This window comes from Paenibacillus sp. FSL L8-0663, from assembly GCF_038008125.1.
GTDB lineage: Bacteria > Bacillota > Bacilli > Paenibacillales > Paenibacillaceae > Paenibacillus > Paenibacillus polymyxa_D.
This window is the reverse complement of the sequence record NZ_JBBOYM010000001.1, coordinates 1,745,724-1,770,409: the sequence shown is the minus strand read 5'-3', so window position 1 is coordinate 1,770,409 and position 24,686 is coordinate 1,745,724. Positions and strand designations below refer to the sequence as shown.

Genomic DNA, 24,686 nt, shown 5'->3' with positions numbered 1-24,686 from the left:
AATGGTCTAGTTCATTCTTCCTGTTGCAATAGCGGTAATTCAACTGTAAATGTGGTACCCAATCCAAGCTCACTTTCCACCGAAAGGGTGCCATGATGCAAATCGACCAAGTGTTTGACGATCGACAATCCCAGCCCCGTTCCGCCAGAGTTACGCGAGCGACCTTTGTCCACCCGGTAAAAGCGCTCAAAGATACGTGGCAGGTCCTTCTTCGGAATTCCAATACCTGTATCACTGACTGTAAATACGACCTTTTCGGTGTCATTCTCCCGCTGTATCGTTAGAACCTTAATCTTTACCTTGCCACCATCAAGTGTATAGTTGATGCCATTAGACAAAAGGTTCAGGAAAATCTGCTGAAGCTTATCTTCATCTGCCTCCATAAACAGCTCATCCGGGATATCCATGTGTAGTGAAATTCTTTTTTTGGCAGCTACATTGTTCAGTTTTTCCAGCAATGATTCTATGAACGACGAAACGTGCACCGGCGAGCATTCCAGAGGGGAACGCTTGGACTCGATTTTGGACAGCTCCAGAATATCACCGATCAACCGATTCAATCGTTCGCTTTCATCATATATAATTTGCAAAAATGAACGGGCCGTCTCCTCATCTTTAACCCCGCCACCGAGCAAGGTCTCGGCAAAACCCTTGACTGCGGCAATCGGCGTTTTTAGCTCATGAGAAACGTTAGCCACAAATTCGCTCCGCATATTTTCCAACCGTCGAATAGCCGTAATATCCTGTAAAAGGAACAGCATCCCCCGGTATCCGCCCTCATCCTCATACATCGGAACACCGTCCAGCAACACGAGTCTCTCCTCGGGATTGTACAAATGAACCTCACCATGCAGCCTTTCTCGGCTTTGTATACTGCCCTCAATTAGCTTTGTGAGCTCATAATGCTTCTTCAGCTCATGATACGGCTTGTCTGTCACCCGTTTACCCACGACACCGAGCATTCGCTCAGACTCACGGTTTACAAGCGCAATACACTCATTTGCATCAATCATTAGAATTCCGCCTGTCATATTACTCATGACACTCTGGAGCAGATCCTCATTGTCACGTATCGTTTTCATTTGGTTTTGGAGACTATCAGCCATACGATTAATGGCTTCACCCAGTTGCCCTACCTCGTCCCGGCGCTGCACACCAACCCTTGCGTCATAATCCAGTCCTGATATACGGTTGGCTACCCCAGTAATATGTTCAATGGGCGAGGTGAGACTGCGAGCAATACGATAGCTCACCAGTCCAGCAGCAATAAACAGCAACACTAGACCAATCCCGATGGCCGTCCAGCCGCGCTGCACTCCCTCCTCCACCGCTTTCAGACTCATGGACAAACGGATATATCCGTCAAAACCCTTATCCGATACAACAGGCTCTGCAACGTATAGCATGTTCCGCTGCAAGGTTTCGCTGTAACGAATCGTGCGTCCAATCTTCTCTGTTGAAGCTTGCTGAATTTCTTCACGAGATGCGTGATTTTCCATCTTACGCGGATCGCTTAACGAATCTCCAACCACCGTCCCGTCCTTGCGAATGAAGGTCACCCGCGATTCCGTCAGACGAGCAATTTCTTTCGCCTTTTGAGAATAATAAGAGACATAATCCGTGCTGGACAGGGCATCTGCATTAACAAAAGGGAATGTAGCTCGAAGCAGGTCGATCTCCCGTCCCATGTTCTCCTCTAGCACCTTCATATTCGAATTTTTAAAAATTTGTCCCATCGTGATTCCAGCAGCAAGGACAGATACGCCAATCAAAATCAGCATGATCAGGGTAAGCCTGAAACGAAACGATTTCATAAAATATGCCCATCCTTTATGTAAGTTAAGTCTCATTCTACAGGCTACCTTCATTATGTTCCACTGTGAAAAGAAAAAAGGCTAGGGCATAACACAGCCCTAACCTTTTCCTTGTCCTTTTATCCGTTTATAACTTCACCGCCATTGATATGAATAACCTGTCCGCTTACATAAGAAGAATCATCTGAAGCAAGGTACACATAGGCTGGCGCCAATTCTTCCGGCTGACCCGGACGCTTCATTGGCTGCGCTCCTCCAAACTCGCTGACCGTCTTGGCATCAAATGTAGACGGGATTAACGGTGTCCAGATCGGCCCTGGTGCTACAGCGTTCACCCGAATGCCTTGATCCGCCAAATTGAGTGAAAGGGAACGTGTAAAGGATGTGATTGCCCCTTTGGTCGATGAATAATCAATGAGTGTCTTGTTCCCAGCATACGCGGTAATCGATGTGGTGTTGACGATCGTGCTCCCTTTCTTCAAATGCGGCAATGCTGCTTGCGTCAAGAAGAACATACCGAAAATATTCGTTCGGAACGTGCGCTCTAACTGTTCTTTGGTGATATCCTCCAGCTTTTGCTGTGGATGCTGCTCCGCTGCATTGTTCACAACGATGTCGAGCTTGCCCAGTTCGTTAACTGTCTGTTGAACCGCTTTTTTGGCAAATTGATCATCTCCGATATCGCCAGGAATCAACACGCATTTGCGTCCCTCCTGTTCCACCTGACGTTTTGTTTCTTCCGCATCCTTATGCTCATTCAAGTAGATGATGGCTACGTCCGCGCCTTCTTTGGCATACGTGACAGCTACAGCCCGACCAATTCCACTGTCCCCACCAGTAATAAGTGCAACTTTACCTGTTAGCTTGCCAGCGGCTTTGTAAGTTGGTTTTTCAAATTGGGGTGCAGGCGACATTTTGGACTCAATCCCCGGTTGCTGGTCCTGATGCTGTGGGGGCAAAGTTTGCTGAGGTTGATTACTTTTAGACATTGTACATTCTCCCTTCAAAATCAGATATTTTTTAGGATGCAACATTTGCATCCACTCTACTCCTGAATTACCACACAAAGTTATTCGTTAAACGAAAAAAGAACAATGTAGTGATTTGAGCGCAAAAAAAACGGCCTATGCTTATTCAGCACAGACCGTTTTTCAATTTAGCATTTGTCATCATTCGATTATAGACTCTCACTAAATGCATAATTAAATAATATGGCTGTATACCATTAAAAACGTAATTAAAATCAGGAAGACGGCAAGCAGCGTACTGAACATTCGCATTTTGCCAGCATATTGCGTAATAGGCTGTTGGCTACGAATCGCTTCCAGCGACAGCCGTAACGGCTTACCCATGGCTCCCGCAATACCAGAAATAGCGAGAAACAACAGCAAAACGACAACAATCCATGCTACCGAATAAGAATTCCAGGCAAAAATCATATAGATACCGCTAACAAGCACTAAGATCAGCGCAAATTGAGCCAAACGGTTCAATAGCTGAACAGCCGATATCGTTCCTTCCTGCACGCTAGGAGCCAATTTGTCGATTTTGCCCACCACGAAGGGGAGCAATAAATAAAAACCCATCGCCAGTGATCCAATAATGTGAATAAAAAACATTTTACAACCTCCACTTCTTTGTTTTCTTACAAACTTTTTTTCCATAGAACGATCATATTCCAACGAATGACTACCATCTTTTCAGTGTTTTGGGACATGCTTTTCTATGTCAGGATTTTGCAAAGTCCTCATGTAACTATCAATGCATATGAACTCTATTATACCGGGGAAGTGAGTCAAAGCAAAGGAATATGGCGGGGAAAAGGAAGAAAACCAATAGATTTCTATATTCTGTTTATGAATAAAAGAGGTGTCCCGCGGCCATGACTATGGCTTAGGGACACCTCTTCAGGTAATAGTCACCGTTTTAGTAGAAAATTGAATCTAAACGGTAACTATTTTAATCACACTGCGGACCGACTCCGCGGATTGATCGAGCGCTGCTTTTTCTTCGGCTGTCAATTCCAACTCGAACACTTTTTCGATGCCATTGCCACCAAGAAGTGTCGGTACGCCAAGGAATAAATCCTGATAGCCGTACTCTCCCTCCAGATAGGCGATGACTGGGATAATCCGTTTTTTGTCTTTTACAATCGCTTCCGTCATCTGTGCAAGCGAAGCTGCCGGAGCATAATATGCGCTACCATTACCCAACAGGTTGACGATCTCTCCGCCACCGCCGCGTGTACGTTGTAAGATCGCTTCGATACGTTCCTGCGAAATCAGAGTTTCGATAGGTATACCTCCAACACTGGAATAGCGTACCAGAGGCACCATATCATCACCGTGGCCCCCCATAACGAAGCCGCGCACGTCTTCGACGGAAACGTTAAGCTCTTGTGCAATAAAGGTACAATATCGCGCTGTATCAAGCACACCGGATTGGCCAATAACCCGATTTTTCGGGAAACCCAGCGTTTGGTAGGCAGTATAGGTCATAGCATCTACCGGATTGCTCAGAATAATAACAATAGAATCTGGCGCATACTTCTTCACGTTCTCACAAACGGATTTTACAATTCCTGCGTTCGTATTTACCAAATCATCACGGCTCATACCCGGCTTGCGTGCAATCCCAGCTGTAATAATGACGATATCTGAGTTAGCTGCATCCTCGTAATTGGAAGTGCCCGTGATCTGACTGTCAAATCCCTGTACCGGACCGGCCTCCAAAATATCAAGCGCCTTGCCTTTGGTCGGATTCTCTAGTTGCGGAATATCGATCAGTACGATATCACCTAGCTCCTTTTGAGCCAGCAGCAATGCGGTAGTGGCACCGGTAAAACCGGCGCCAACAATGGATATTTTTTTACGTTGAATGGACAAGTGGTATTCCCCTTCCTTACAGGTTACTAATAATGGTATCTGCGAACTCGGAGCATTTCACTTGTGTAGCGCCATCCATCAGACGAGCAAAGTCATAAGTTACAATCTTCTTATTAATGGACGTCTCCAGCCCTTTGTAAATCAGGTCAGCCGCTTCTTTCCAACCCAAGTGTTCAAGCAACATTACGCCCGACAGAATGACGGAACCAGGGTTCACTACATCTTTGTCGGCGTATTTTGGTGCTGTACCATGTGTAGCTTCAAAGATAGCATGCCCTGTTACATAGTTAATGTTCGCACCTGGCGCAATACCAATTCCACCAACTTGGGCAGCAAGAGCATCGGACAGATAGTCCCCGTTCAGGTTGAGCGTAGCAATCACATCAAATTCAGAAGGACGAGTCAGTACTTGCTGAAGTGCGATATCAGCAATCGCATCCTTGATAATGATTTTGCCTGCATCTTCAGCTGCTTTTTGAGCTGCATTAGCCGCATCCTCACCGTCTTTTTCCTTGATTACGTCATATTGGGCCCAAGTAAATACTTTATCTGCAAATTCTTCCTCAGCCACTTCATAACCCCAGTTTTTGAAGGCACCCTCGGTAAATTTCATAATGTTACCTTTGTGTACAAGCGTTACACTCTTGCGTCCGTGGTCAACTGCATACTGAATGGCTGCCCGTACCAGACGCTTTGAACCCTCGGAAGAAACTGGCTTAATGCCAATACCAGAGGTTTCAGGGAAACGGATTTTGTTCACACCCAGCTCTTGCTGGAGGAACTGAATAACCTTTTTCACGTCTTCGGACCCTTCAGCATACTCGATCCCCGCGTAAATATCTTCTGTGTTCTCACGGAAAATAACCATATCTACCAATTCAGGACGTTTCACTGGAGAAGGAACACCGTTAAAATAACGAACAGGACGCAGACATACGTATAAATCCAGTTCCTGACGCAATGCCACATTCAACGAACGGATACCACCGCCAATAGGTGTCGTAAGCGGACCTTTAATGGCTACAATATACTCACGGATGGCTTCCAAAGTATCGTTAGGGAGCCATTCGCCGTATGTATTGAAAGCTTTCTCACCAGCGAATACTTCATACCAGGCAATCTTTTTGCTGCCGTTATATGCTTTTTCTACAGCTGCGTCCAGTACGCGCTTGGAGGCTTTCCAGATATCGCGACCCGTGCCGTCACCTTCGATAAACGGAATTACCGGATGGTTCGGAACCTGTAGTTGACCGTTATCAATCGTAATTTTTTCGCCTTCAGTTGGGAGCTCAAACTTTTCAAATTTCGCCATAAGTTCCTTTTCCTCCTCAGATATGAATGGGTACAGGACGAAAGACATGATCTTTATCACAGACAAAAACGTACATCTCTCGTCGTCCCCTCTATTGTACCTTATTTTTTAAATTCAGGGTATACAACCTCAATCTTCCTTCGACAAGGGGTTAGCGCAACTCTGGTGATACGTATTTTTGATCCATTGGACCTGTATATTCGGCGCGAGGACGAATCAGGCGATTATTTTCATACTGCTCTAAAATGTGCGCTGTCCAACCGGATACACGACTCATAGCAAAAATAGGTGTAAACAGGTCTCTCTTGATACCCAGTTGGGTATAAACAGAGGCAGAATAAAAATCCACATTGGGCTTCAAGCCTTTTTGTCCTGTTACAATTTCCTCAATTCGAACTGACATATCAAACAACGTTGTGTCGCCGTTCATTTCCCCCAGCTCGCGGGACATTTTGTGCAAGTGCTTGGCACGCGGATCACCGTTTTTATAGACTCGGTGTCCAAAGCCCATAATTTTTTCGCGATTATCCAGTTTCGCCTGGATATAGGAGTCCAACTGATCCAAACCACCAATCTCCTCCAGCGTTTTGGCCACAGCCTCATTGGCCCCGCCATGCAGTGGTCCTTTTAAAGCTCCAATAGCAGACGTGATTCCGGAATAAATATCCGACAATGTGGCTACCGTTACACGCGCAGCAAAGGTAGAGGCATTTAATTCATGATCGGCGTGCAGCACGAGAGCCTGATTGAACGCTTTAATAGCCGTCTCCTCTGGATCCTTGCCAGTCAGCTGATACAAAAAGTTTTCAGCGATAGAAACACCTTTTTTAGGCGCAATCGGCTCCAAGCCCTCGCGTATACGTGCTATAGCTGCCACAATGGTAGGCAATTGCGCCTGAAGCTTGACGGTTTTGGTCACATTAGACTCTCTCGACATATCATCCGCCTCTGGGTCATACAAAGCGAGAGACGATACGGCTGATCTCAAGGCAGCCATCGTGCTCAAATCTTTCGGATATAACTTTAATTGAGTAACAATTTCATCCGGAATAGCAGCGTATTCGCTTAACTGGTTGCGAAGCTCCTGCAATTGCTCTTTATCAGGTAATTTCCCAAACCACAACAAATAAGCTACCTCTTCAAAATCGGCGTTAACAGCCAAATCATCAATGTTATAACCCCGGTACGTGAGAACGCCATCTACGATAGAGCTTATGGAGGAAGTGGTCGCTACGATCCCTTCCAGACCTTTAGTCGCTGTCATCGTTACATCTCTCCTTTGTAAAAACATTGTGAACGGACTTGCAATGTAAACATTTTCAAAAGTAAGATATGCCTTTTAAATAGCCGAGTAATGTTAACGCCATATGTCAATATTTAAACCTTCTTTCACTATACTGGATTTTGTCGTTTATGTGAACATTGAGGGCTATTCCAACACATTCAAATGTTTTATCGCTTCCATAAATAAATTTTTGAAACCCCTTACAAAAAATATTGATTCATTTGCACTTTTTTACACAGGTCTTGTCTCCCCCCTTTCCCGCATATGTATAGTAGAGCATTTATTTTATGAAATACTATCGTAAAAGAAAGGAGTCGTGAGAGCTTGAGCCGGTTAATCCTGAATCGCATATTTCGTGCTCTATGGGTGGCAATCGTGATTGTAGCTCTGTTATTGGGCATATATGTGCTTTTCCCTCTCGTCTATCCTTTCCTATTCGCCTGGCTTGTGGCTTATGCCATGAATCCATTGGTTGGTTTTCTGCGTAACAAAGCCCGTATGCCACGTTGGACGGCTGTCACGGTCTCATTATTTGTATATTTAGGTGGAATTGCAATTATCCTGTCTGCAGCAATCACCCGCATAGTCCGAGAAGTTATAAAGTTGGCCATGACTTTTGACGGGCATATTGAGCGTTTTAAAAGCCTGTTTATCGATTGGACACAAAGCGATTTGATTCAAAATGTAATTATTGAAATTAACCATTTTATCCGGGATAATCCGGATTACCAACATACCATTAACAGTAATATTGATAAAACAACTCAAACCGTCAGTTCGGCTGTCACTACGCTAGTCGCTCAATTTTTTAATGGGGTTTTGAACTTGCTGACCTCTCTGCCTAATATGGGAGCAGTTCTAATGGTTATTGTATTAGCAGCTTTTTTTATTAGTAAGGATTGGGACCGACATAGTCGGATGCTCGCAAACACGGTTCCTGATACGATTCGCAAGCCATTGTCGGATATATGGCACGATCTACGTAAAGCACTGTACGGCTATTTGCGTGCACAGTTTATTATCATCTCCATTACGGCATTAACGGTCATTGTTGGGCTGTTCATATTGCGTGTGGAATCCGCCTTTACCATCGGTTTAATGATCGGGCTGGTGGACTTGCTACCTTATTTGGGGGTTGGCATTGTGATGATTCCGTGGATACTGTATGAGTATATGTCTGGTAATTTGGCGCTAGGGGTAGGATTGTCGATCCTTTATATCATCCTGTTGATTGGACGACAGATCGTGGAGCCTAAGGTGCTGGCCAGCAGCGTGGGCTTAAACCCGCTTCCCACCCTTATCGGTATGTTCATCGGGCTCAAGCTATTTGGCGTTTTAGGACTCATTATCGGACCTGTATCACTCATTGTCGTTGATGCACTGAATCGTGCGAATGTCATTCAGGACTTGCGCAATTATATTCTCGCAGGAAGAGTCCGCTAGATCATGGATAGGAAAAACGGCAGCTCACGTCAAAACCGCCGAAACGTAATACTGCCGTTTTTCATTTTTTTCTCCAGCCACTTTAATAAAAAACGTCGGTACAACGCTCGTGTTAAAGGGAACACCAACGTAAAACCAATAATATCTGTTAAAAATCCGGGGATAAGCAGCAAACTCCCACCAAAAAAGACACATAATCCATCCAGCATTTTACGGCCGGGCATTTGTCCCCGATTCATTTCATTTTTCGCATCGGCAATCACCTTACGACCTTCAAATTGCATCATGGCAGCCCCGATTAGCGTCGTCAGAATAATGAGTAAAATCGTTTTGCCTGCTCCAATCCAGTGACTTACCCATATAAACCCGTACAGCTCCGCCAAAGGAATGAGCAGCAGCAACAGCCACAGACGTTTACGCATCATCATGACTTCTGTCCCTCCCCGCCTGTAAAAGCAAACCTTAATGCAGTGTACAGCTCAGGTAGCGCCTGGTCCAGTCGAACGGGCTTCCATTCGGTGTTCACCCATACGTGACGTGTCATCCCTGTAACGAGCAGCTCTCCCGGCAGCGTGTCTGCCTGGGTCCATACCTTTCCCAGATACCTTTGATGCTCATCATCCGTTACCCGCCGAACCTCATAGATATAGTTTAGACGCAGTCTGGAGAAGTCGGTAATTGCGGTATAAACGGTAATTAAATCATCATATCGAGCAGGACTCGCATATTTCGCATTGATTTCAATAACTGGCAGCAAAACTCCACGTTCCTCCATGATCCGATAGTTAAAACCCGCCTGTCGGATCATTTCGGTGCGCCCGATCTCAAACCAGTTCAAATAATTGGCATGATATACGACCCCCATCTGGTCGCTTTCCTGATAACGGACACGTAGCGGTGCGCCATACCAGCGTAATTCCGTTTGTTTCTCCTCTTGAGTCATACAAGCTCTCCTATCTTTGTGCATCTTTATCTCTATTTTGCCCTCTCTCCATTAAACCATATTTACAGCCCGGGAACAAAAAGAGGGCAGACCGACCGGTCCTCCCTCGCCAATCCTATATAATAATGCCTTTATTATTGTGGCAACGGCTTGGACAGTTTATAATATCCGCTATCCGAAGCCAGCTTAAGCAAGCTCTTAGCTTGGCTTCCCGCCCAGGCGTAACCGAGTCGTCTTTCCTCACTAATTTTCATGATGTCGGTATACTTTTTGCCATCCCGGTCTGAAAAGAAGTATTTATTGTCTTCCACATTATAGAACCGATACCACATTACACTCGATGCGTCCTTTTGGAAAAACTCCGGACCTTGACGATTGTATTTCATACCGTCGATTCGGTTCGCGTCAAACCATTTCAAAGCACTTTGAGCCGCTTTTTTCACTTCAGCGGTTTGCGGCTGGGACATGAGAAAAGCAGTAATGCCTACTGATTCCGTAGTTGTTTTGGAAGGTAACTCAAATGCCCGGGCTTCAACAGATGCATAAGTAGCCGGATCGTGCTGTGCACCCCAGATTGTTGGTGTACCATTATTTACAATTTGAGATTTAATTGTGTACTGGATACCTTTGTTTAGCGCTTGCTGAAGTCTGGAGCGATAAGCGTTATCCAGAATATCGCTATCAAACGGCTGCTTCTTGTTCACAATATCGTCAGCCAAAACCATAACTCTAACCATCGCATCATCATTATAAGTTACAGCATCGGAATAATTACCACGTTTAGGGTATACCTGAGGCCAGCCACCGGAGGAATATTGAGAGGTTAGTACGAAGTCAATTGCTTTTTGTACACTGTTCTTAATATCTTTATTTTTGGTTTTTTTGTATACATCCGCCAAAAAGCGAATCTCGGTTGTCGTCGCCTCGTTATCGAACGTTCCGAGTTCAACACCATCCTTGCTCTTCCATGTGGAGCGTGCAGCTTTGCCATCCCATTTAGATTTATAATTCTTTTCCATAGCTTTGAAGAATCCACCATGTGGCAATTGCCAGGATACAATATTTAAGGCAAGTGTAGTATCCTTGGATGTATTCCCCGTAGAAAACTTACTGAAATCGCGCATCTTGTTTAGGATGCTGTCTGTATTGACAACAGCGGTTGGCTTCGCCACAGCCGACAGCCCAAATAATTGCTCACGATCCAACACACCTGAATTTACATCGTCACCATAAACGTCCCGTCCCACAGCTGAATCTGTGGTAAGCTCATAAGAAGCAGTAGCCGATTCACGTACTGAATCATATGTAGCCGGCACAATCTCCTGTGCCGCAGCCCATGAGGGACTTAGGAGCCCTGACGTTACTGCAATCGCCAAACTTGAAAGCGCTATCATCTTTACAATTGGACACATCTTCTTCTTCATTTGAACCTCTCCCTTATTTTAAGTTGGGTCATTGCGTTCAGTTTAACCTATACATTCTTGCTGAGGATTCTTTTGGATAGTGAGAGGAACTGAACCACTATTTATGCATGATAAATAGTTAGTTGTATTATATGAAAATATATCCAAACGATCAATATATTTTAATTTACTAATAGATTAAAAAAGTTAAAAAACTTTGAAAACAATAAAAATCCTCTTACTAATGCCGGATTAGTAAGAGGATTTTACATAAAGCTAATATAAAGTAGGTCGATGAGCAACATCGCTTAACCAAATCGACCCATGATGTACTCCTGAGTCAGCTCATTTTCAGGATTCGTGAAAATATCGTTCGTTTTCCCATGTTCAACCAGACTTCCGATATAAAAATAAGCAGTATAATCGGAAATTCGTGCAGCCTGCTGCATATTGTGCGTCACAATAACGATGCGCAATTCTTTTTTCAATTCGGTAATAAGCTCTTCTACCTTGCCTGTAGACACAGGATCCAGCGCTGAGGCTGGCTCGTCAAGTAACAGAATTTTCGGTTGAACGGATAGTGCACGTGCAATGCAAAGCCGCTGCTGTTGCCCGCCAGACAGCGCTAGAGCGGAGTCGTGAAGGCGATCCTTGACCTCATCCCATAATGCTGCTTTACGCAGGCTGCTTTCGACGATTTCATCAAGCTGTTTCTTCTTGCGCACCCCACGGTATTTGGGACCGAAGGCGATATTATTGTAAATGGATTTGTAAAAAGGGTTGGGACGCTGCCACACCATGCCAATTTGCTGACGCAGCTTGATCACGTCCGTTTCCGGTGCCGTCAAATCCTGTCCATCCATCCAGATGTGCCCCGTTGTAGAGGAAGATGCAATCTCATCATTCATCCGATTAAGGGAGCGCAAAAAGGTCGATTTACCGCAGCCGGAAGGCCCGATCAGGGCAGTCACTGTCTGCTCGGGAAAGGCTAGATTCACTTTTTTCACAGCCTCAAAGCTGCCATAATAAATACTCAAATCCTCAGTACTGAACGGATGCGGCGGTTGCCCCACAAGCTGTTCCGAACGCGTAGACTGAACGGATGTTGCTGGTGCGGCGGTTTTTGCCGTTCGCGTAATCACATGTTCCATTGTTCTCCATCCCCTTTCTAATCCATTCGTTTGGCAGCTGTCAGACGGCGGTATACAACTCTTCCGAACCATCTTGCACTCAAGTTGAATGCAAGCACAAGCAGCACCAGTACGGCAGAAGCGCCTGCAGCAATATCTTTGGAGTCAGGAGCAATCCCCTCACTATTGACCTTCCAAATATGAACAGCCAATGTCTCAGCAGGTCGCATCGGGTTAATAGGCGATCTAGCATGCAATGGATTCCAATCAGTAAAATCAAGCGGCGGTGTACTCATCCCTGCTGTAAACAGCAATGCGGCGGCTTCCCCGAAAATACGGCCTGCGGCCAAAATGGTACCCGTAATCAAGCTTGGCAGCGCAGCTGGCAACAAAATGGAGGTAATGATTTTCCACTTGGACAATCCAAGCGCAAGTCCAGCTTCTTTTTGCTCCTTCGGCACAGCTCTGAAAGCCTGCTCAGTTGTGCGAACCATCAGCGGCAGGTTAAATACGGCCAAAGCTAAGGCTCCTGATAAGAGGGAAAAGCCAAAATCAAACGTATTTACGATAAGTAGTAGTCCAAACAATCCGATGACGATCGATGGGAAGGAGGACAATACTTCGACGACAAGTCGTATAAAGTCCGTAATTTTCCCCGGCTTTGCATATTGCGCCATGTAAATACCTGCGCCCCAGCCAATCGGAATGGTGATAATCAAAGTTAAGATTAACAAAAATACGGAATTAAATAGTTGTGGGCCAATACCACCGCCTGCACGTAATGTTTGGGGAGCACTGGTTAAAAAGTCAAAAGAAATATGACTGACTCCGCGGGCCAAAATGAAGCCCAGTAATCCCACCAAAAGTGCAACAATGAACAAAGCGAAGAAACAGATTACAAATGTAGCGATCTTGTCGGTCGTTTTAGCTTTCATCAAACCCGGTTTCTCCTTTCAAGCAGCCTTACCAGCAGCACGAAAATGAATGTCATGAGCAGAAGAACAAGCGCCATGCTCCAGAGAGCATTGTTATGAACGGAGCCCATCGCTGTATTCCCCATGCTAAGTGTAATGACGCTGGTCAAGGTCGAAGCGGATTCCAGCAAGGAATGCGGTATGTGCGGAGCATTCCCGATTACCATCTGTACAGCCAACGCTTCTCCGAAGGCACGAGCCATACCGAGAATAATTCCTGTTAAAAGAGCAGGCAACAACGTCGGAATAATAACACGGGCAATTGTCTGCCAGCGGGTAGCACCCAAAGCATAAGAGGATTCACGTAGCCCCCCCGGCAAGGAAGACAACGCATCCGCCATAATACTCGTAATCGTCGGCAAAATCATGACTGACAACACTAGGCAGCCTGCCAGAATGCCGATGCCTTGTCCTCCAAACACGTTCCGTAGCAGCGGGACGATTACGGTCAAGCCGACAAAGCCATATACAACAGACGGAATACCGGATAATAATTCAATCGCGGGTTGAAGGATACGTTTACCCGATTTCGGTACAATTTCCGTCATAAATAAAGCCGCACATAAGCTGAGCGGACTGGCAATTAAAGCCGCCAGTATGGTTACTGCAAAAGAACCCGTAATAAACGGAAGTGCGCCGAAGGACTTAGGCTCGCCATCCGGACTCCATTTGGTTCCAAAGAAAAACTCTCGCAGACTGACTCCATTCACCGCAAATGTAGCTACACCTTTGGAGGCAACAAAATATACGATGGAGACAATAACCGCAACTAAAAAAACGACACAAACCGACGTATATATGCGGCCGGTCCATTCTTCCCAGTAATGTCTTTCTTTCATAACTCGGGATCGTTTATTCTGTTCCATGTATGCCTTCCCTTCAATTGGTCCCATACTGTAACTCCTTTAACCGAAGAATAGAGGCCGGACGCTAGTCCGCCTCTTCTTCGTGAATATACTCGCGTTAGCTGCGTTCATCGAACAGGAGGTGTGACTCTCCTTATTTCGTGATATTACCGTCAGCATCACGTTTCACTTGCATACCTGATACTGGAATGTATCCCAAGTCTACGACATCCGTTTTTTGGATTTCATCTGACAGAATGTAGTCCAGGAATGCTTTCACATGCTCTTTTGGCTCACCTTTAGTGTACATATGCTCGTAAGCCCATACTGGATATTTACCTTGTTCTACATTTTCAACGTTAGCTTCAACGCCATCGTATTTCAAAGCAGTTACTGTGTTGTCGATGTAGGACAGAGCCAGATAACCAATCGCACCCGGTGTTTCAGCAATCAGCTTTTTCACAGTACCGGAGGAATCTTCTTGAATGGAGCCCGGCAGATCTTCTGTTTTTTGTCCCAATGCGTATTTTTCAAATGTTGCACGAGTACCGGAGCTGCTTGGACGGTTTACAATAACGATTTTTTGATCCGCACCGCCAACTTCTTTCCAGTTTGTGATTTTACCTGTGAAGATTTGTACCAATTGATCTTTTTTCAGGTCTGTAACGCCTACTTTAGGATTCGCTACCGCTGACATGGCTACAACAGCTACTTGGTGATCGACCAGCTCATCTGCACCGCTCTCCAGTTTTTCTTTTGCAAACACGTCGGAGTTACCGATGTCCGCTTGTCCGCCGGAAACCTGAGTCAAGCCAGTACCGCTACCGCCGCCCTGTACTTGAACTGCAATGCCTTTATATTTATCGACAGCCATAAATTTTTGTCCCGCTTGCTCTACCAATGGTTGAAGTGCAGTGGAGCCCACAGCCAGAATGTTTCCTGTCAGTTCAGCAGCTGCTTTATTGTCTGTTCCTGTAGCAGCTTCTCCTTGTGGTGCAGCATTGTTACCTGATCCACAAGCTGCAAGTGCAAATACCATGGTGAGAGTCATCAGAATGAACGGCCATTTTTTCAACATTTTTTATTGTCCTCCCCTTAGTTAAGTGACGGTTTTTTATTTATGACCATCAACACTTTTACATTGTAGGCCTGGAATGTTAGACGAACGACGTGGTTTTGTAAAACAAATATAAAATATTGATAGATAAATTATTTTACGGTATATAATTAATCTATAGTTTGAAATTCATATATGAATGACATATAAGGAGAGCTGTTGGATTCCATGAATATTCTAAAATTGCGTATCTTGATGCTGATCGACAAATTCCATAAGGCGACGGATGTGGCCGAAGCTTTGCAAGTCAAACAACCTACCGTCAGCTTTCATATGAAAAGCTTGGAAAAGGAAATGGGTACTTCCCTATTCTCTCTTCAACAAGGCAGGATTATGCTAACAGAAGCTGGAAAAAAATTATTACCTTACGCAAAGCAGATCATCTCTCTGGAGCAAGAAGCTAGACAAGCTGTAGATGAACTGACAGAAGAGTCACAGGGTCAATTACATCTGAGTGCAGAGTCGATATCAGGTACGTATCTCCTCCCCACTTTGATGGCTAAGTTTGCTGAGCGGTATCCAGATTGTCGTATTCAGTTGGAGATTCAATCCCCGGATGCAATTAAGCAGCTACTGAAACAGGGGGAAATTGATTTTGCTTTTCTCGACGATAGAGATTTTCTTCCAGAGTATACGGTGGCAGAGCCAGTGGCTTCTGATCAAGTAGGAGTTATCCGTTCTGTACGTGCACCTGAAGTCAAATTAGAGGAGTTCGATGGAACCGATATGCTGGACAAGCACACATGGGTAAAATATAGCGGTTCATCCGTTGTAGATCTGTACTCCTCGCTAGTTAAGCCCCATCTGGAAATCAACTCTTGGGAAGCGGTAAAGCAAGTCGTAAGCGGCGGAGAGGCGCTTGCCTTCTTTCCTGCAAGCGGAGTCGATAATCATGAAAATGCTGCTTCCTCGGTGGAGTGGCTTCCTTATCCCGAGGCTGATTATCAAATAAACATCGCGTATCAACAAGATACACACATGAACTTAATGCAACAGGCATTCCTTGATTTCATACGACGAGAAGGACTAGAAATAAAAAGCTAGAGAACATAAAAAAGAGCATCCAAGTCTTATTGACTTGAATGCTCTTTTGCTTGTTGTAACGATACATACAGCCTCGGTATTATTTCACGGAGGCTTTAATTACGCTTGTGCTGGAACGCAGCTAATTTTGATCAGGTTCGTAGAACCGGAATCACCAAGAGGTACGCCCGCAGTAATCACAACCAAATCGCCCTCTTTAACGAGGCCAGATTTGCGACCACCTTCCAGCGCGTTGTCAAACAGACTGTCTGTTGTGTCAACGATTGGTCTGCCTTGTACTGCATGTACGCCCCAGATCAGAGCCAAACGGCGAACTGTTCTTTCCTGTGTTGTCACAGCAATAATCGGAGCTTCTGGACGGTATTTAGAAATCATACGCGCCGTTGTTCCGCTTTGTGTGGACGTCAGAATCGCTTTAGCATGCAAGTCAAGTGCAGAAATAGAAACAGATTGGCTGATTGCTTCTGTGATACTAATCTCTTGAGCCGTTCTTTGTTTTTTGAACAAATCACGGTAGTTCAGAGAGGACTCAGCTTTTTCTGCAATACGTGACATTGTCAATACGGATTCTACTGGATATTTACCCGCAGCTGTTTCGCCGGACAGCATAATTGCATCTGTTCCGTCAAAAATAGCATTCGCCACGTCACTTGCTTCCGCACGAGTCGGACGCGGGTTACGTTGCATGGAATCCAGCATTTGTGTTGCCGTAATAACAGGCTTGCCAGCTACATTACATTTGTTAATCATCAATTTTTGCGCCAGAGGTACTTCTTCAGCAGGAATTTCCACACCAAGGTCACCACGGGCAACCATCAGGCCATCCGAAGCTTCCAAAATTTCGTCCAGGTTGTCCACACCTTGCTGATTTTCGATTTTGGAAATGATTTGAATATGACTTGCGTTGTGTTTCGCCAGCAATTCACGAATTTCCAGTACATCACTTGCTTTACGAACAAAAGAAGCCGCGATGAAATCAATGTCCTGCTCAATGCCGAAAATGATATCATTAGCATCTTTCTCCGTAATACCAGGCAAAGAAATTGCAACGCCTGGAACGTTAACGCCCTTCTTGCTTTTGATCGTTCCGCCATTGACAATGCGGCATTTGATTTCAGTGCCTGATACTTCAATAACGGTGAGTCCGATCAGACCATCGTCGATCAGAATGGTGGAGCCGGGCTCCACGTCCGAGGGAAGATCTTTGTACGTAATAGAAATACGATCTTGCGTACCGAGAATTTCTTCCGTTGTCAGCGTAATGAACTCGTCCTGAACAAGCTCAATAGGTTCAACTTCGAGCTTTCCTGTCCGGATTTCCGGCCCCTTCGTATCGAGCAAAATAGCAACATTTTTGTTAAGCTCCTTACAAGCTTGACGGATGTTTTTAATCCGGTTGCCATGCTCCTCGAAATCACCGTGAGAGAAATTCAGGCGGGCTACGTTCATACCAGCCAAAATCAGTTTCTTCACATTTTCCAATGACTCACTGGAAGGACCGATGGTACATACAATCTTAGTTTTGCGCATTTGGGTTTTTCCTCCGTTTTCAAAGGTGCTACTCTTTATATCTTTTTCCAACAATTAAATCTACTACACTTTTTCCTATTTGTATAGGAAGTTCGTCATATTTATTGTTACCCGTTTACAGCGTATTACAACATAGGTTCAGTTTCCGAAGACTTCAAGAAGGTGTATTGACCTATTTTTCGGAATTTTTGATACCGATCTTCCCTCAATTCATCGCAGCTCATATTGGTAAGTTCCGCCAAATGACGTTCCAATAGCTCCTTGATTGCGGCAGCGGTCACTTCATAGTTACGATGCGCGCCCCCTTTCGGCTCCGGCACAATATCCTCGATAATTTCCATGCGAAGGAGGTCATTAGCCGTAATCTTCATGGCTTCAGCTGCCTGATCGGCCTTGGAAGCATCTTTCCATAGAATCGAGGCTGCACCGTTTGGAGAAATGGCCGAATAAATGGCATGTTCCAGCATCAGCACACGGTTACCGACTGCAAACGCAAGCGCACCGCCGCTTCCACCCTCGCCGATGACCACACAAATAACAGGCACCGAAAGCTTTGCCATCTCCCGCAAGTTGCGGGCAATCGCTTCCGATTGACCTCTCTCCTCTGCTGTATTACCCGGATAAGCGCCCTTCGTATCAATGAATGTAATAATAGGGCGTTTAAATTTCTCAGCCTGCTGCATCAGACGCAAGCCTTTACGGAATCCTTCCGGATGGGCACTACCAAAAAAACGTGCAATGTTATCTTTCGTATCCTTACCACGCTGCTGGCCAATGACGGTCACCGGAATACCATTCAGCTTGGCAATCCCGCCTACAACCGCCAAATCATCTCCAAACAAGCGGTCGCCGTGTAATTCAATAAAATCCGTAAACACCTGCTCTATCAGATCAAGAGATGTTGGTCTTTGATGATGACGAGCCAAATGCATTTTTTGTGGTGCTGTAATGTTCGAATATATTTCTTCTTCCATCTCGAGATAACGTTCCTCGAGACGGTTGATTTCATCTGTAAAATCAATTTGCTTATCCTGTCCGAATTGCTTGAGTTCTTCGATCTTCTGTCGCATCTCGACCAGGGGCTTTTCATAAGGCAATTCGCCAGCCATCTATTCCTCCCCTTTCACACTGTGTAGATCAAGCAGTTGCCCAAGGGTATCGCGCAGTTCCTTGCGATGTACAACCATATCCAATTGTCCGTGCTGCAAATTAAATTCGGAAGTTTGAAAATCATCCGGCAGCTTCTGTCTGATTGTCTGTTCAATTACAATACGCCCTGCAAAACCGAATACAGCTCCTGGCTCTGCGATATTAATATCTCCAAGCGTAGCAAAGCTAGCGGATACTCCACCTGTAGTCGGGTCGGTGATAACAGAAATATACAGCAATCCCTGCTCATCCAGACGAGCAAGAGCAGCACTTGTTTTTGCCATCTGCATCAAGCTTAAAATACTTTCCTGCATACGTGCCCCGCCGGAAGTCGAGAAAATTATTAGCGGCAGACGCTTGTCTATTGCTTGCTCAATGGCGCGCGTAATTTTCTCTCCTACGACTGAACCCATACTACCAGTAAAAAAGTCAAAGCTCATCACAGCAACGACAACAGGGTGTCCATAAATAAGGCCGTCGCCCGTAACGACAGCCTCTCGCAAGCCAGATTTCAGGGTCTGTTGCTCCAGCTTGCTCGCATATCCCGGAAAGTCCAGCGGGTCAACCGAAATCATATCGGCATCATATTCCGTAAACGTGTCTTCGTCGAGCACCATGCGAATACGATCCATTGCATTCAAACGCATATGGTATCCGCACACCGGACACACTTTCAAATTTTTCTCTAGTTCTTTGCTGTATTGAATACTTCCGCACTTGCCACATTTGGTCATAAGACCTTCGGGAATTTCCCGTTTGGGACGATCCGGCATGTCCGCTTGATCGCCGCTCAGCGCCCGTTCCGAAGGGATGGTCGCGTATTTACGCTTCTTTTGGAATAAATCTTTAAACACAACTACACCTCTCCAGCCGTTTATTTGTCAGCCGTAACCGATACAAGGTCCTCTACCGTCTATGCGGCACCTCTAAGCATTATGTTCATACACACGTCAACGCCTGTTCCTAAAACATTACCGCCGATCGTGCATCCTTTGTTCCACTCATGCTGCTGTATCACTTCCGCCGTTCCGGACTCAAGGGCGCAAAATCGAATTAAGCACTTCCTGAATTTCTTCGACTTCACCCGAAGGCACAAGTATCTCAAACTGTTGCTTGGATGCGCTGATGGCCCGGGCCTGCACCATAAAACCTTCTTCAGACAGTTTGAGCTTAATCATGTCAGCCAGTCTGGCCGTCGGTGCAATATAAATCACCGTCCACATGCCTTGTTTCTACCCCCTAAGCCTCAAGTTTTGAGCCCATATAATAGACTCATGATAACATACCTTACTTTTTTCCCGCAACAAAAGCCCTCCTGATCATTTAAGTTCCGTCGGAGGGCCTAGAAAATCATCAACTCTGTTTACACAGGTCAACTAAGCGTCCAATGATGCAGGATAATGCTTGGCATGGAGACTCCGATGTGCAATTCGCGAAGAAGCAGCGGCAGCCAGTCCGGCGACAAGATCGTCTAAAAACACATGAATGCCACTGCCTTTTTGGTTCAGCTGTTCGATAATCCCCGTCTTTTCCTTATCCAGATAACCAAAACTGGTTAAGCCAATCATGCCGTACACACTCGTAATTCCAAGAGCTAGTGTCTCGTCCACTCCGTACAGCGGTTCGTCTGCCTCCATAATGGCTTGCAGCGGCTGAGGGAGAAGTTTTTTTTCAGCCAATTCATCGAGCGCAATGCCTGTGAGCAACGTATATTGAACCTCGCGCTTTTGCAAAACCGCTTTGACACTGTCTATACATTCTTCCATCGTCAAATGAGGATAATATTTTAGCTGAAGCTGAAAAACAATGTCCGCAATGGACTCGATACGAATGCCTCTGCGATTTAGCAAAGTTTCTGCATATTCATAGGACATAATTTCCCTCCCGCTTTCACCGTGCAGTTCTATTCTTTCACCGTGCGGGACCTTATGGTGCAGGGTGCGTGTTGAACCCCTGTTCCGCCAGTTTTCCAAGTGTATGCGGGAGGGAAGGAAAATGTTCATTAAACCGTTACAATAAGGGCGGGTTACTGTGTACCTATTATTTGACTTTCACCGTGCCTTCACCCAACATCGACTCCATTTGATCAAAAAGCTGAGGAGAGGGCTTAATACTGTAAGCATCGCTCAACGCCAGCAGACGCTGGTTGCTCTCATAAAAAAGTACGGTAGGCATAGCACCGGGATGCTCCTGTAGCAGCGCCTTGAGACTGACCAACAAGCTGGCGTCCTCCTCAGCCTGGCGGGTGATCTTGACAAACACCCGCTGACGAGTGGTCGGCTCCGCGCTGCGCGGGACCGGCACCTGCTCACCGCGAGCCGCTTCGACTCCGCGCGGTGAAGCCGCCGCCACGGGGCGATCCGCCTTCGATTGAGGCGAAGCAGATGCAGTGGCTGCCGAAGGCGGGGACGACACACGCGACGCGCTCCCGCCTGGGCCGCCAGCGGCAGAACCAGCAGCTGGTAAGGATGCTCCAGCTGCGGCGGACGAGCGCGTACTGGCACGTCGGCGCTGGAGGAGCCGTGCCAGCGAGTCTTCCGCCAGCGGGGCGGTCTCATCCGCAAGGAGCTTGAAGTGCTCGTCCTGCTGCTGCATCTTGGCTCGAAGCGTAAGCAAAGCCCCCTTTTCAATCCACTGCTGGCTCCGCTTCCACACCTCAGGAAACAACACAACCTCACAGCGCTCAATCTGATCCTCCAGCTCAATGAAGGCCATAGCCTTACCCTGCTTGGTCGTAATCGTTTTGAGTGACACTACCATGCCTGCGGTCACAACAACCGTTTCATCTGGCACATCGCCCAGCTCCATCAGACGATCCGCCTCGCTGTTTTCCAAAAGCGACTCAAAATCATCCAACGGATGCCCGGATAAATACAGTCCCAGCAGTTCACGTTCCAGCTCTAACTGCTGGCTGGCACTGAATTTGGGTACATTGGGGTATTCGATATCCCAATTGGGCATTTCCACAAAACCAAACATATCAATTTGCAAGTCATCCCGTTCCTTGCGCCACTTGACGGCTGCATCCACCGTTTCATCCAGCATGGCAAGCAACTGTGCCCGATGACCCGTCAATGAGTCAAAGGCCCCTGCCTGAATAAGCGATTCAATTACTCTCTTATTACATACTCGCAAATCGACACGTCGACAAAAATCGAGCAGGCTGTCGAAAGGCCGTTCCTTGCGAACAGCGAGAATGCTCTCCATCGCCTGTGTGCCAACATTTTTAATTGCAGCCAGGCCGAAACGGATGCTTCCTTGCTGTAATGGAGTAAACAGCACCCTGCTTTCATTTACATCAGGCGGCAACACTGCGATATCCATACGACGGCATTCGACGACATATTCAGCCACTTTCCGATGACTTCCCATCACCGCCGTCAGCATTGAAGCCATGAATTGTACTGGATAATGTGCCTTTAGATAAGCCGTCTGAAATGCTAGCACACCATAAGCAGCTGCATGAGCACGCGGGAAGCCGTAGTCAGCAAAACGAACAATCATATCGTAAACCCTGCCGGCCTCCTCCTCCGTGTATCCCTGCTTGATACTGCCTTCAACAAAATGTCCGCGCTCCAGATCCAGCACTTCGCGCTTTTTCTTGGACACAGCCCGGCGCAACAGATCGGCTTCTCCCAGGGAAAAGCCCGCCATGCGCGAAGCAATCTGCATGATTTGCTCCTGATACACAATAATACCGTACGTATCCTTTAAGATCGGTTCCAAGTCAGGATGCGGATAAGAAATCTCGATCTGACCATGCTTGGCCTGTATAAAGTTAGGAATAAAACCCATTGGACCCGGACGATACAAAGCCAGGACAGAAATGATATCCTCAAATACACTCGGCTTCAAATCCTTGAGTACCCGGCGTACACCGGCCGACTCCAGCTGGAATACACCTCCTGTATCTCCTTTGCCCAGCAAGTCATAGGTATGGGGATCGTTATCGGGAATACGGCTAAAATCAGGCGTGTCTCCATGCTCTTCCGCAATCCAGTGTATGCACCGTTCAATAATGGAGAGCGTACGCAGCCCAAGGAAATCCATTTTAAGCAAACCAATGCGCTCTAGATTTTCCATCGAGTACTGCGTCAAAGGTACTCCTTCGCTCCCCTCTTGCAGCGGAACCGCATCGGTCAATGGAGTCCGCGAAATGACAACACCCGCTGCATGTGTCGAAGCATGACGAGGCATTCCTTCAACCTTGATCGCCATATCCAACAGTTCACGTGTCTTGTGCTTCGTTTCATATAGCGTTTTCAGCTCCGGGGTAATTTCTAGCGCATGACGGATATTAATACCTAGCTGCGCCGGAATCAGCTTGGCTGCCTTGTCCACCTCGCCATACGGCACGTTCAATACACGGCCGACGTCACGGACAGCGGCTCTTGCCGCCAGCGTTCCAAAGGTAATAATTTGCGCTACATGCTCATTTCCATACTTCTGTACTACATAGTCAATAACCTCGTCACGCCGCTCATCACTAAAATCGATATCTATATCCGGCATACTAATTCGTTCGGGATTCAGAAACCGTTCAAAGAGAAGGTTGTATTTCATCGGATCGACATTCGTGATGTTAAGCACATAGGCAACCAAACTGCCTGCTGAGGAACCACGCCCCGGTCCCGTTGCAATCTTATGCTTATGTGCAAAGGCAATAAAATCCCATACAATCAGGAAATAATCGCTGAAACCCATACTGTCAATGGTATTCAACTCATAGTTTAGCCGTTGGTTCAGCCTTTCCCGTTCCTCCGGCTGCTTCCATCCGGAATCGCTTCCATAGCGACGCTCCAGCCCTTGCACGCACAGATTGCGTAAATAGGACGAAGAGGTCATTCCTTCCGGCAGCGGGCGATATTCAGGTAAAATGGATTGACCGAATTCCAGCTCCAGTTCGCATTTTTCAGAAATACGCACCGTGTTGGCGATGGCTTCTGCCACATGCGGGAATAAACGAGCCATATCCTCCTGACTTTTCAGATACAACTGACGTGTTGGTATACGCAAACGCTCCTCATCGTCAACTGTCTTTCCTGTCCCGATACAGATCAGAACATCCTGCACGTCCGCATCTGGCTCAGTCAAGTAATGCACGTCATTCGTCGCGACCAGTGGAATATCCAGTTCCTTCGCCAGTGCGATCAAGAGAGGATTTACACGTTTTTGCTCCGAAAGACCATGATCCTGGAGTTCCAGATAAAAATCATCGCCAAAAATGTTACGATATCGTTCCGCTGCTCGTCGTGCCTCGGCTTCCCGACCATGCAGTAAATGCTGCGGCACTTCACCGCCCAAACAAGCGCTCAGGCATATGATGCCTTCGTGATGAGCAGCCAAAGCCTCCATGTCGATGCGCGGCTTATAGTGAAAGCCCTCCAAATGGCCGATGGAGCACAGCTTCATCAGATTTTGATAGCCTGTTTTATTTTTGGCGAGCAAAATCAAATGATATATGGGCTGATCCTTGCGGCTGCCACGCTCCTTGCGCGATCCTGCCGTCATATAGGCCTCACACCCAATAATCGGCTTAATGCCGTTCTCTACACACGCTCTATAAAAAGGAATGGCACCGTACATGACTCCGTGATCTGTAAGGGCCAGCGCCTTCATTCCGTAAGCTGATGCCTGTTTGACCAACTCCGCGGTACGAGCCGCGCCGTCCAGCAGGCTGTACTCGCTATGAACATGCAAATGCACAAATGAACTCATGCGCTTCTCTTCCTTTCACCGCTTGATTTTCTTCAAACTATTTTATCATATCCGCGTTAGTAGCGCCCATAGAATAAAAGTACAGACCTCGGCG

At 46.4% G+C, this 24,686-nt stretch carries 21 protein-coding genes; 2 read left to right on the top strand and 19 right to left on the bottom strand.

Annotated features, from left to right (window positions below):
• Positions 1-11 precede the first annotated feature (11 nt).
• The 6 genes from pnpS to citZ form a co-directional block, all read right to left on the bottom strand.
• Positions 12-1,814, bottom strand: coding sequence for a two-component system histidine kinase PnpS (gene pnpS, locus MKY75_RS08035; RefSeq protein ID WP_029516626.1), 1,803 nt, complete (start codon positions 1,812-1,814; stop codon positions 12-14).
• A 119-nt stretch (positions 1,815-1,933) separates the two neighbouring features.
• On the bottom strand, positions 1,934-2,803 hold the full coding sequence (locus MKY75_RS08030; RefSeq protein WP_029516625.1) for an SDR family oxidoreductase: 870 nt from the start codon (positions 2,801-2,803) through the stop codon (positions 1,934-1,936).
• A gap of 213 nt (positions 2,804-3,016) precedes the next feature.
• Positions 3,017-3,433 (bottom strand): hypothetical protein, encoded by a 417-nt coding sequence (locus tag MKY75_RS08025; RefSeq protein ID WP_134904278.1) that lies wholly within the window; start codon positions 3,431-3,433, stop codon positions 3,017-3,019.
• Positions 3,434-3,757: 324 nt separating this feature from the next.
• Positions 3,758-4,699 carry a malate dehydrogenase gene (gene mdh / locus MKY75_RS08020; protein WP_340884935.1) on the bottom strand — a complete coding sequence of 314 codons (942 nt, stop codon included), beginning with the start codon at positions 4,697-4,699 and terminating at the stop codon, positions 3,758-3,760.
• A gap of 16 nt (positions 4,700-4,715) precedes the next feature.
• Entirely contained in the window at positions 4,716-6,011 is a 1,296-nt protein-coding gene (gene icd, locus MKY75_RS08015) for an NADP-dependent isocitrate dehydrogenase (protein WP_029516624.1), read from the bottom strand.
• 151 nt (positions 6,012-6,162) lie between these two features.
• A complete protein-coding gene (citZ, locus tag MKY75_RS08010; protein ID WP_340884933.1) occupies positions 6,163-7,275 on the bottom strand; it encodes a citrate synthase in 1,113 nt (370 codons plus the stop codon).
• 345 nt (positions 7,276-7,620) lie between these two features.
• Between citZ and ytvI the strand changes: the two genes are divergently transcribed.
• Complete coding sequence (gene ytvI, locus MKY75_RS08005) at positions 7,621-8,739, top strand: sporulation integral membrane protein YtvI (RefSeq protein WP_340884931.1); 1,119 nt, start codon at positions 7,621-7,623, stop codon at positions 8,737-8,739.
• Positions 8,740-8,768: 29 nt separating this feature from the next.
• Here the strand turns inward: ytvI and MKY75_RS08000 are convergent, their stop codons facing one another.
• The 7 genes from MKY75_RS08000 to MKY75_RS07970 all read right to left on the bottom strand — a co-directional run bounded on the left by MKY75_RS08000 (position 8,769) and on the right by MKY75_RS07970 (position 15,112).
• On the bottom strand, positions 8,769-9,167 hold the full coding sequence (locus tag MKY75_RS08000) for an FxsA family protein (RefSeq protein WP_013309596.1): 399 nt from the start codon (positions 9,165-9,167) through the stop codon (positions 8,769-8,771).
• Positions 9,164-9,682: an acyl-CoA thioesterase gene (locus MKY75_RS07995; RefSeq protein WP_039269895.1), complete on the bottom strand. Its 519-nt coding sequence runs from the start codon at positions 9,680-9,682 to the stop codon at positions 9,164-9,166. The genes MKY75_RS08000 and MKY75_RS07995 overlap by 4 nt, the downstream gene beginning before the upstream one ends.
• Positions 9,683-9,816: 134 nt before the next feature.
• Positions 9,817-11,106 carry a pectate lyase gene (gene pelA / locus MKY75_RS07990; RefSeq protein WP_340884929.1) on the bottom strand — a complete coding sequence of 430 codons (1,290 nt, stop codon included), beginning with the start codon at positions 11,104-11,106 and terminating at the stop codon, positions 9,817-9,819.
• Between the two features lie 287 nt (positions 11,107-11,393).
• Positions 11,394-12,236 carry a phosphate ABC transporter ATP-binding protein PstB gene (pstB, locus tag MKY75_RS07985; protein ID WP_039269891.1) on the bottom strand — a complete coding sequence of 281 codons (843 nt, stop codon included), beginning with the start codon at positions 12,234-12,236 and terminating at the stop codon, positions 11,394-11,396.
• A gap of 17 nt (positions 12,237-12,253) precedes the next feature.
• Positions 12,254-13,150, bottom strand: a complete 897-nt coding sequence (gene pstA, locus MKY75_RS07980; protein WP_023987910.1) for a phosphate ABC transporter permease PstA — start codon at positions 13,148-13,150, stop codon at positions 12,254-12,256.
• Entirely contained in the window at positions 13,150-14,082 is a 933-nt protein-coding gene (gene pstC, locus MKY75_RS07975; RefSeq protein ID WP_029516617.1) for a phosphate ABC transporter permease subunit PstC, read from the bottom strand. Before pstC ends, pstA begins: the two co-directional genes overlap by 1 nt.
• Positions 14,083-14,188: 106 nt before the next feature.
• Positions 14,189-15,112 (bottom strand): phosphate ABC transporter substrate-binding protein, encoded by a 924-nt coding sequence (locus MKY75_RS07970; protein WP_029516616.1) that lies wholly within the window; start codon positions 15,110-15,112, stop codon positions 14,189-14,191.
• 207 nt (positions 15,113-15,319) lie between these two features.
• Here MKY75_RS07970 and MKY75_RS07965 point away from each other — a divergent pair, with 207 nt between their 5' ends.
• Positions 15,320-16,195, top strand: a complete 876-nt coding sequence (locus tag MKY75_RS07965; RefSeq protein ID WP_340884927.1) for a LysR family transcriptional regulator — start codon at positions 15,320-15,322, stop codon at positions 16,193-16,195.
• Positions 16,196-16,294: 99 nt separating this feature from the next.
• On the opposite strand, the gene pyk is transcribed toward MKY75_RS07965, so the two are convergent.
• From pyk to MKY75_RS07935, 6 genes are all read right to left on the bottom strand, one after another.
• Positions 16,295-17,725, bottom strand: coding sequence for a pyruvate kinase (gene pyk, locus MKY75_RS07960; protein ID WP_165145285.1), 1,431 nt, complete (start codon positions 17,723-17,725; stop codon positions 16,295-16,297).
• 125 nt (positions 17,726-17,850) lie between these two features.
• The gene (locus MKY75_RS07955; protein ID WP_039269886.1) at positions 17,851-18,834 is read right to left on the bottom strand and encodes an acetyl-CoA carboxylase carboxyltransferase subunit alpha; all 984 of its coding nucleotides are present in this window, start codon (positions 18,832-18,834) and stop codon (positions 17,851-17,853) included.
• Positions 18,835-19,728, bottom strand: coding sequence for an acetyl-CoA carboxylase, carboxyltransferase subunit beta (gene accD / locus MKY75_RS07950; protein ID WP_029516612.1), 894 nt, complete (start codon positions 19,726-19,728; stop codon positions 18,835-18,837).
• Positions 19,729-19,908: 180 nt separating this feature from the next.
• Positions 19,909-20,097, bottom strand: coding sequence for a hypothetical protein (locus tag MKY75_RS07945; RefSeq protein WP_013309585.1), 189 nt, complete (start codon positions 20,095-20,097; stop codon positions 19,909-19,911).
• 153 nt (positions 20,098-20,250) lie between these two features.
• Positions 20,251-20,748, bottom strand: coding sequence for a phosphatidylglycerophosphatase A family protein (locus tag MKY75_RS07940; protein ID WP_023987905.1), 498 nt, complete (start codon positions 20,746-20,748; stop codon positions 20,251-20,253).
• A 166-nt stretch (positions 20,749-20,914) separates the two neighbouring features.
• Positions 20,915-24,592 (bottom strand): DNA polymerase III subunit alpha, encoded by a 3,678-nt coding sequence (locus tag MKY75_RS07935; RefSeq protein WP_340884925.1) that lies wholly within the window; start codon positions 24,590-24,592, stop codon positions 20,915-20,917.
• Between the last annotated feature and the right edge of the window lie 94 nt (positions 24,593-24,686).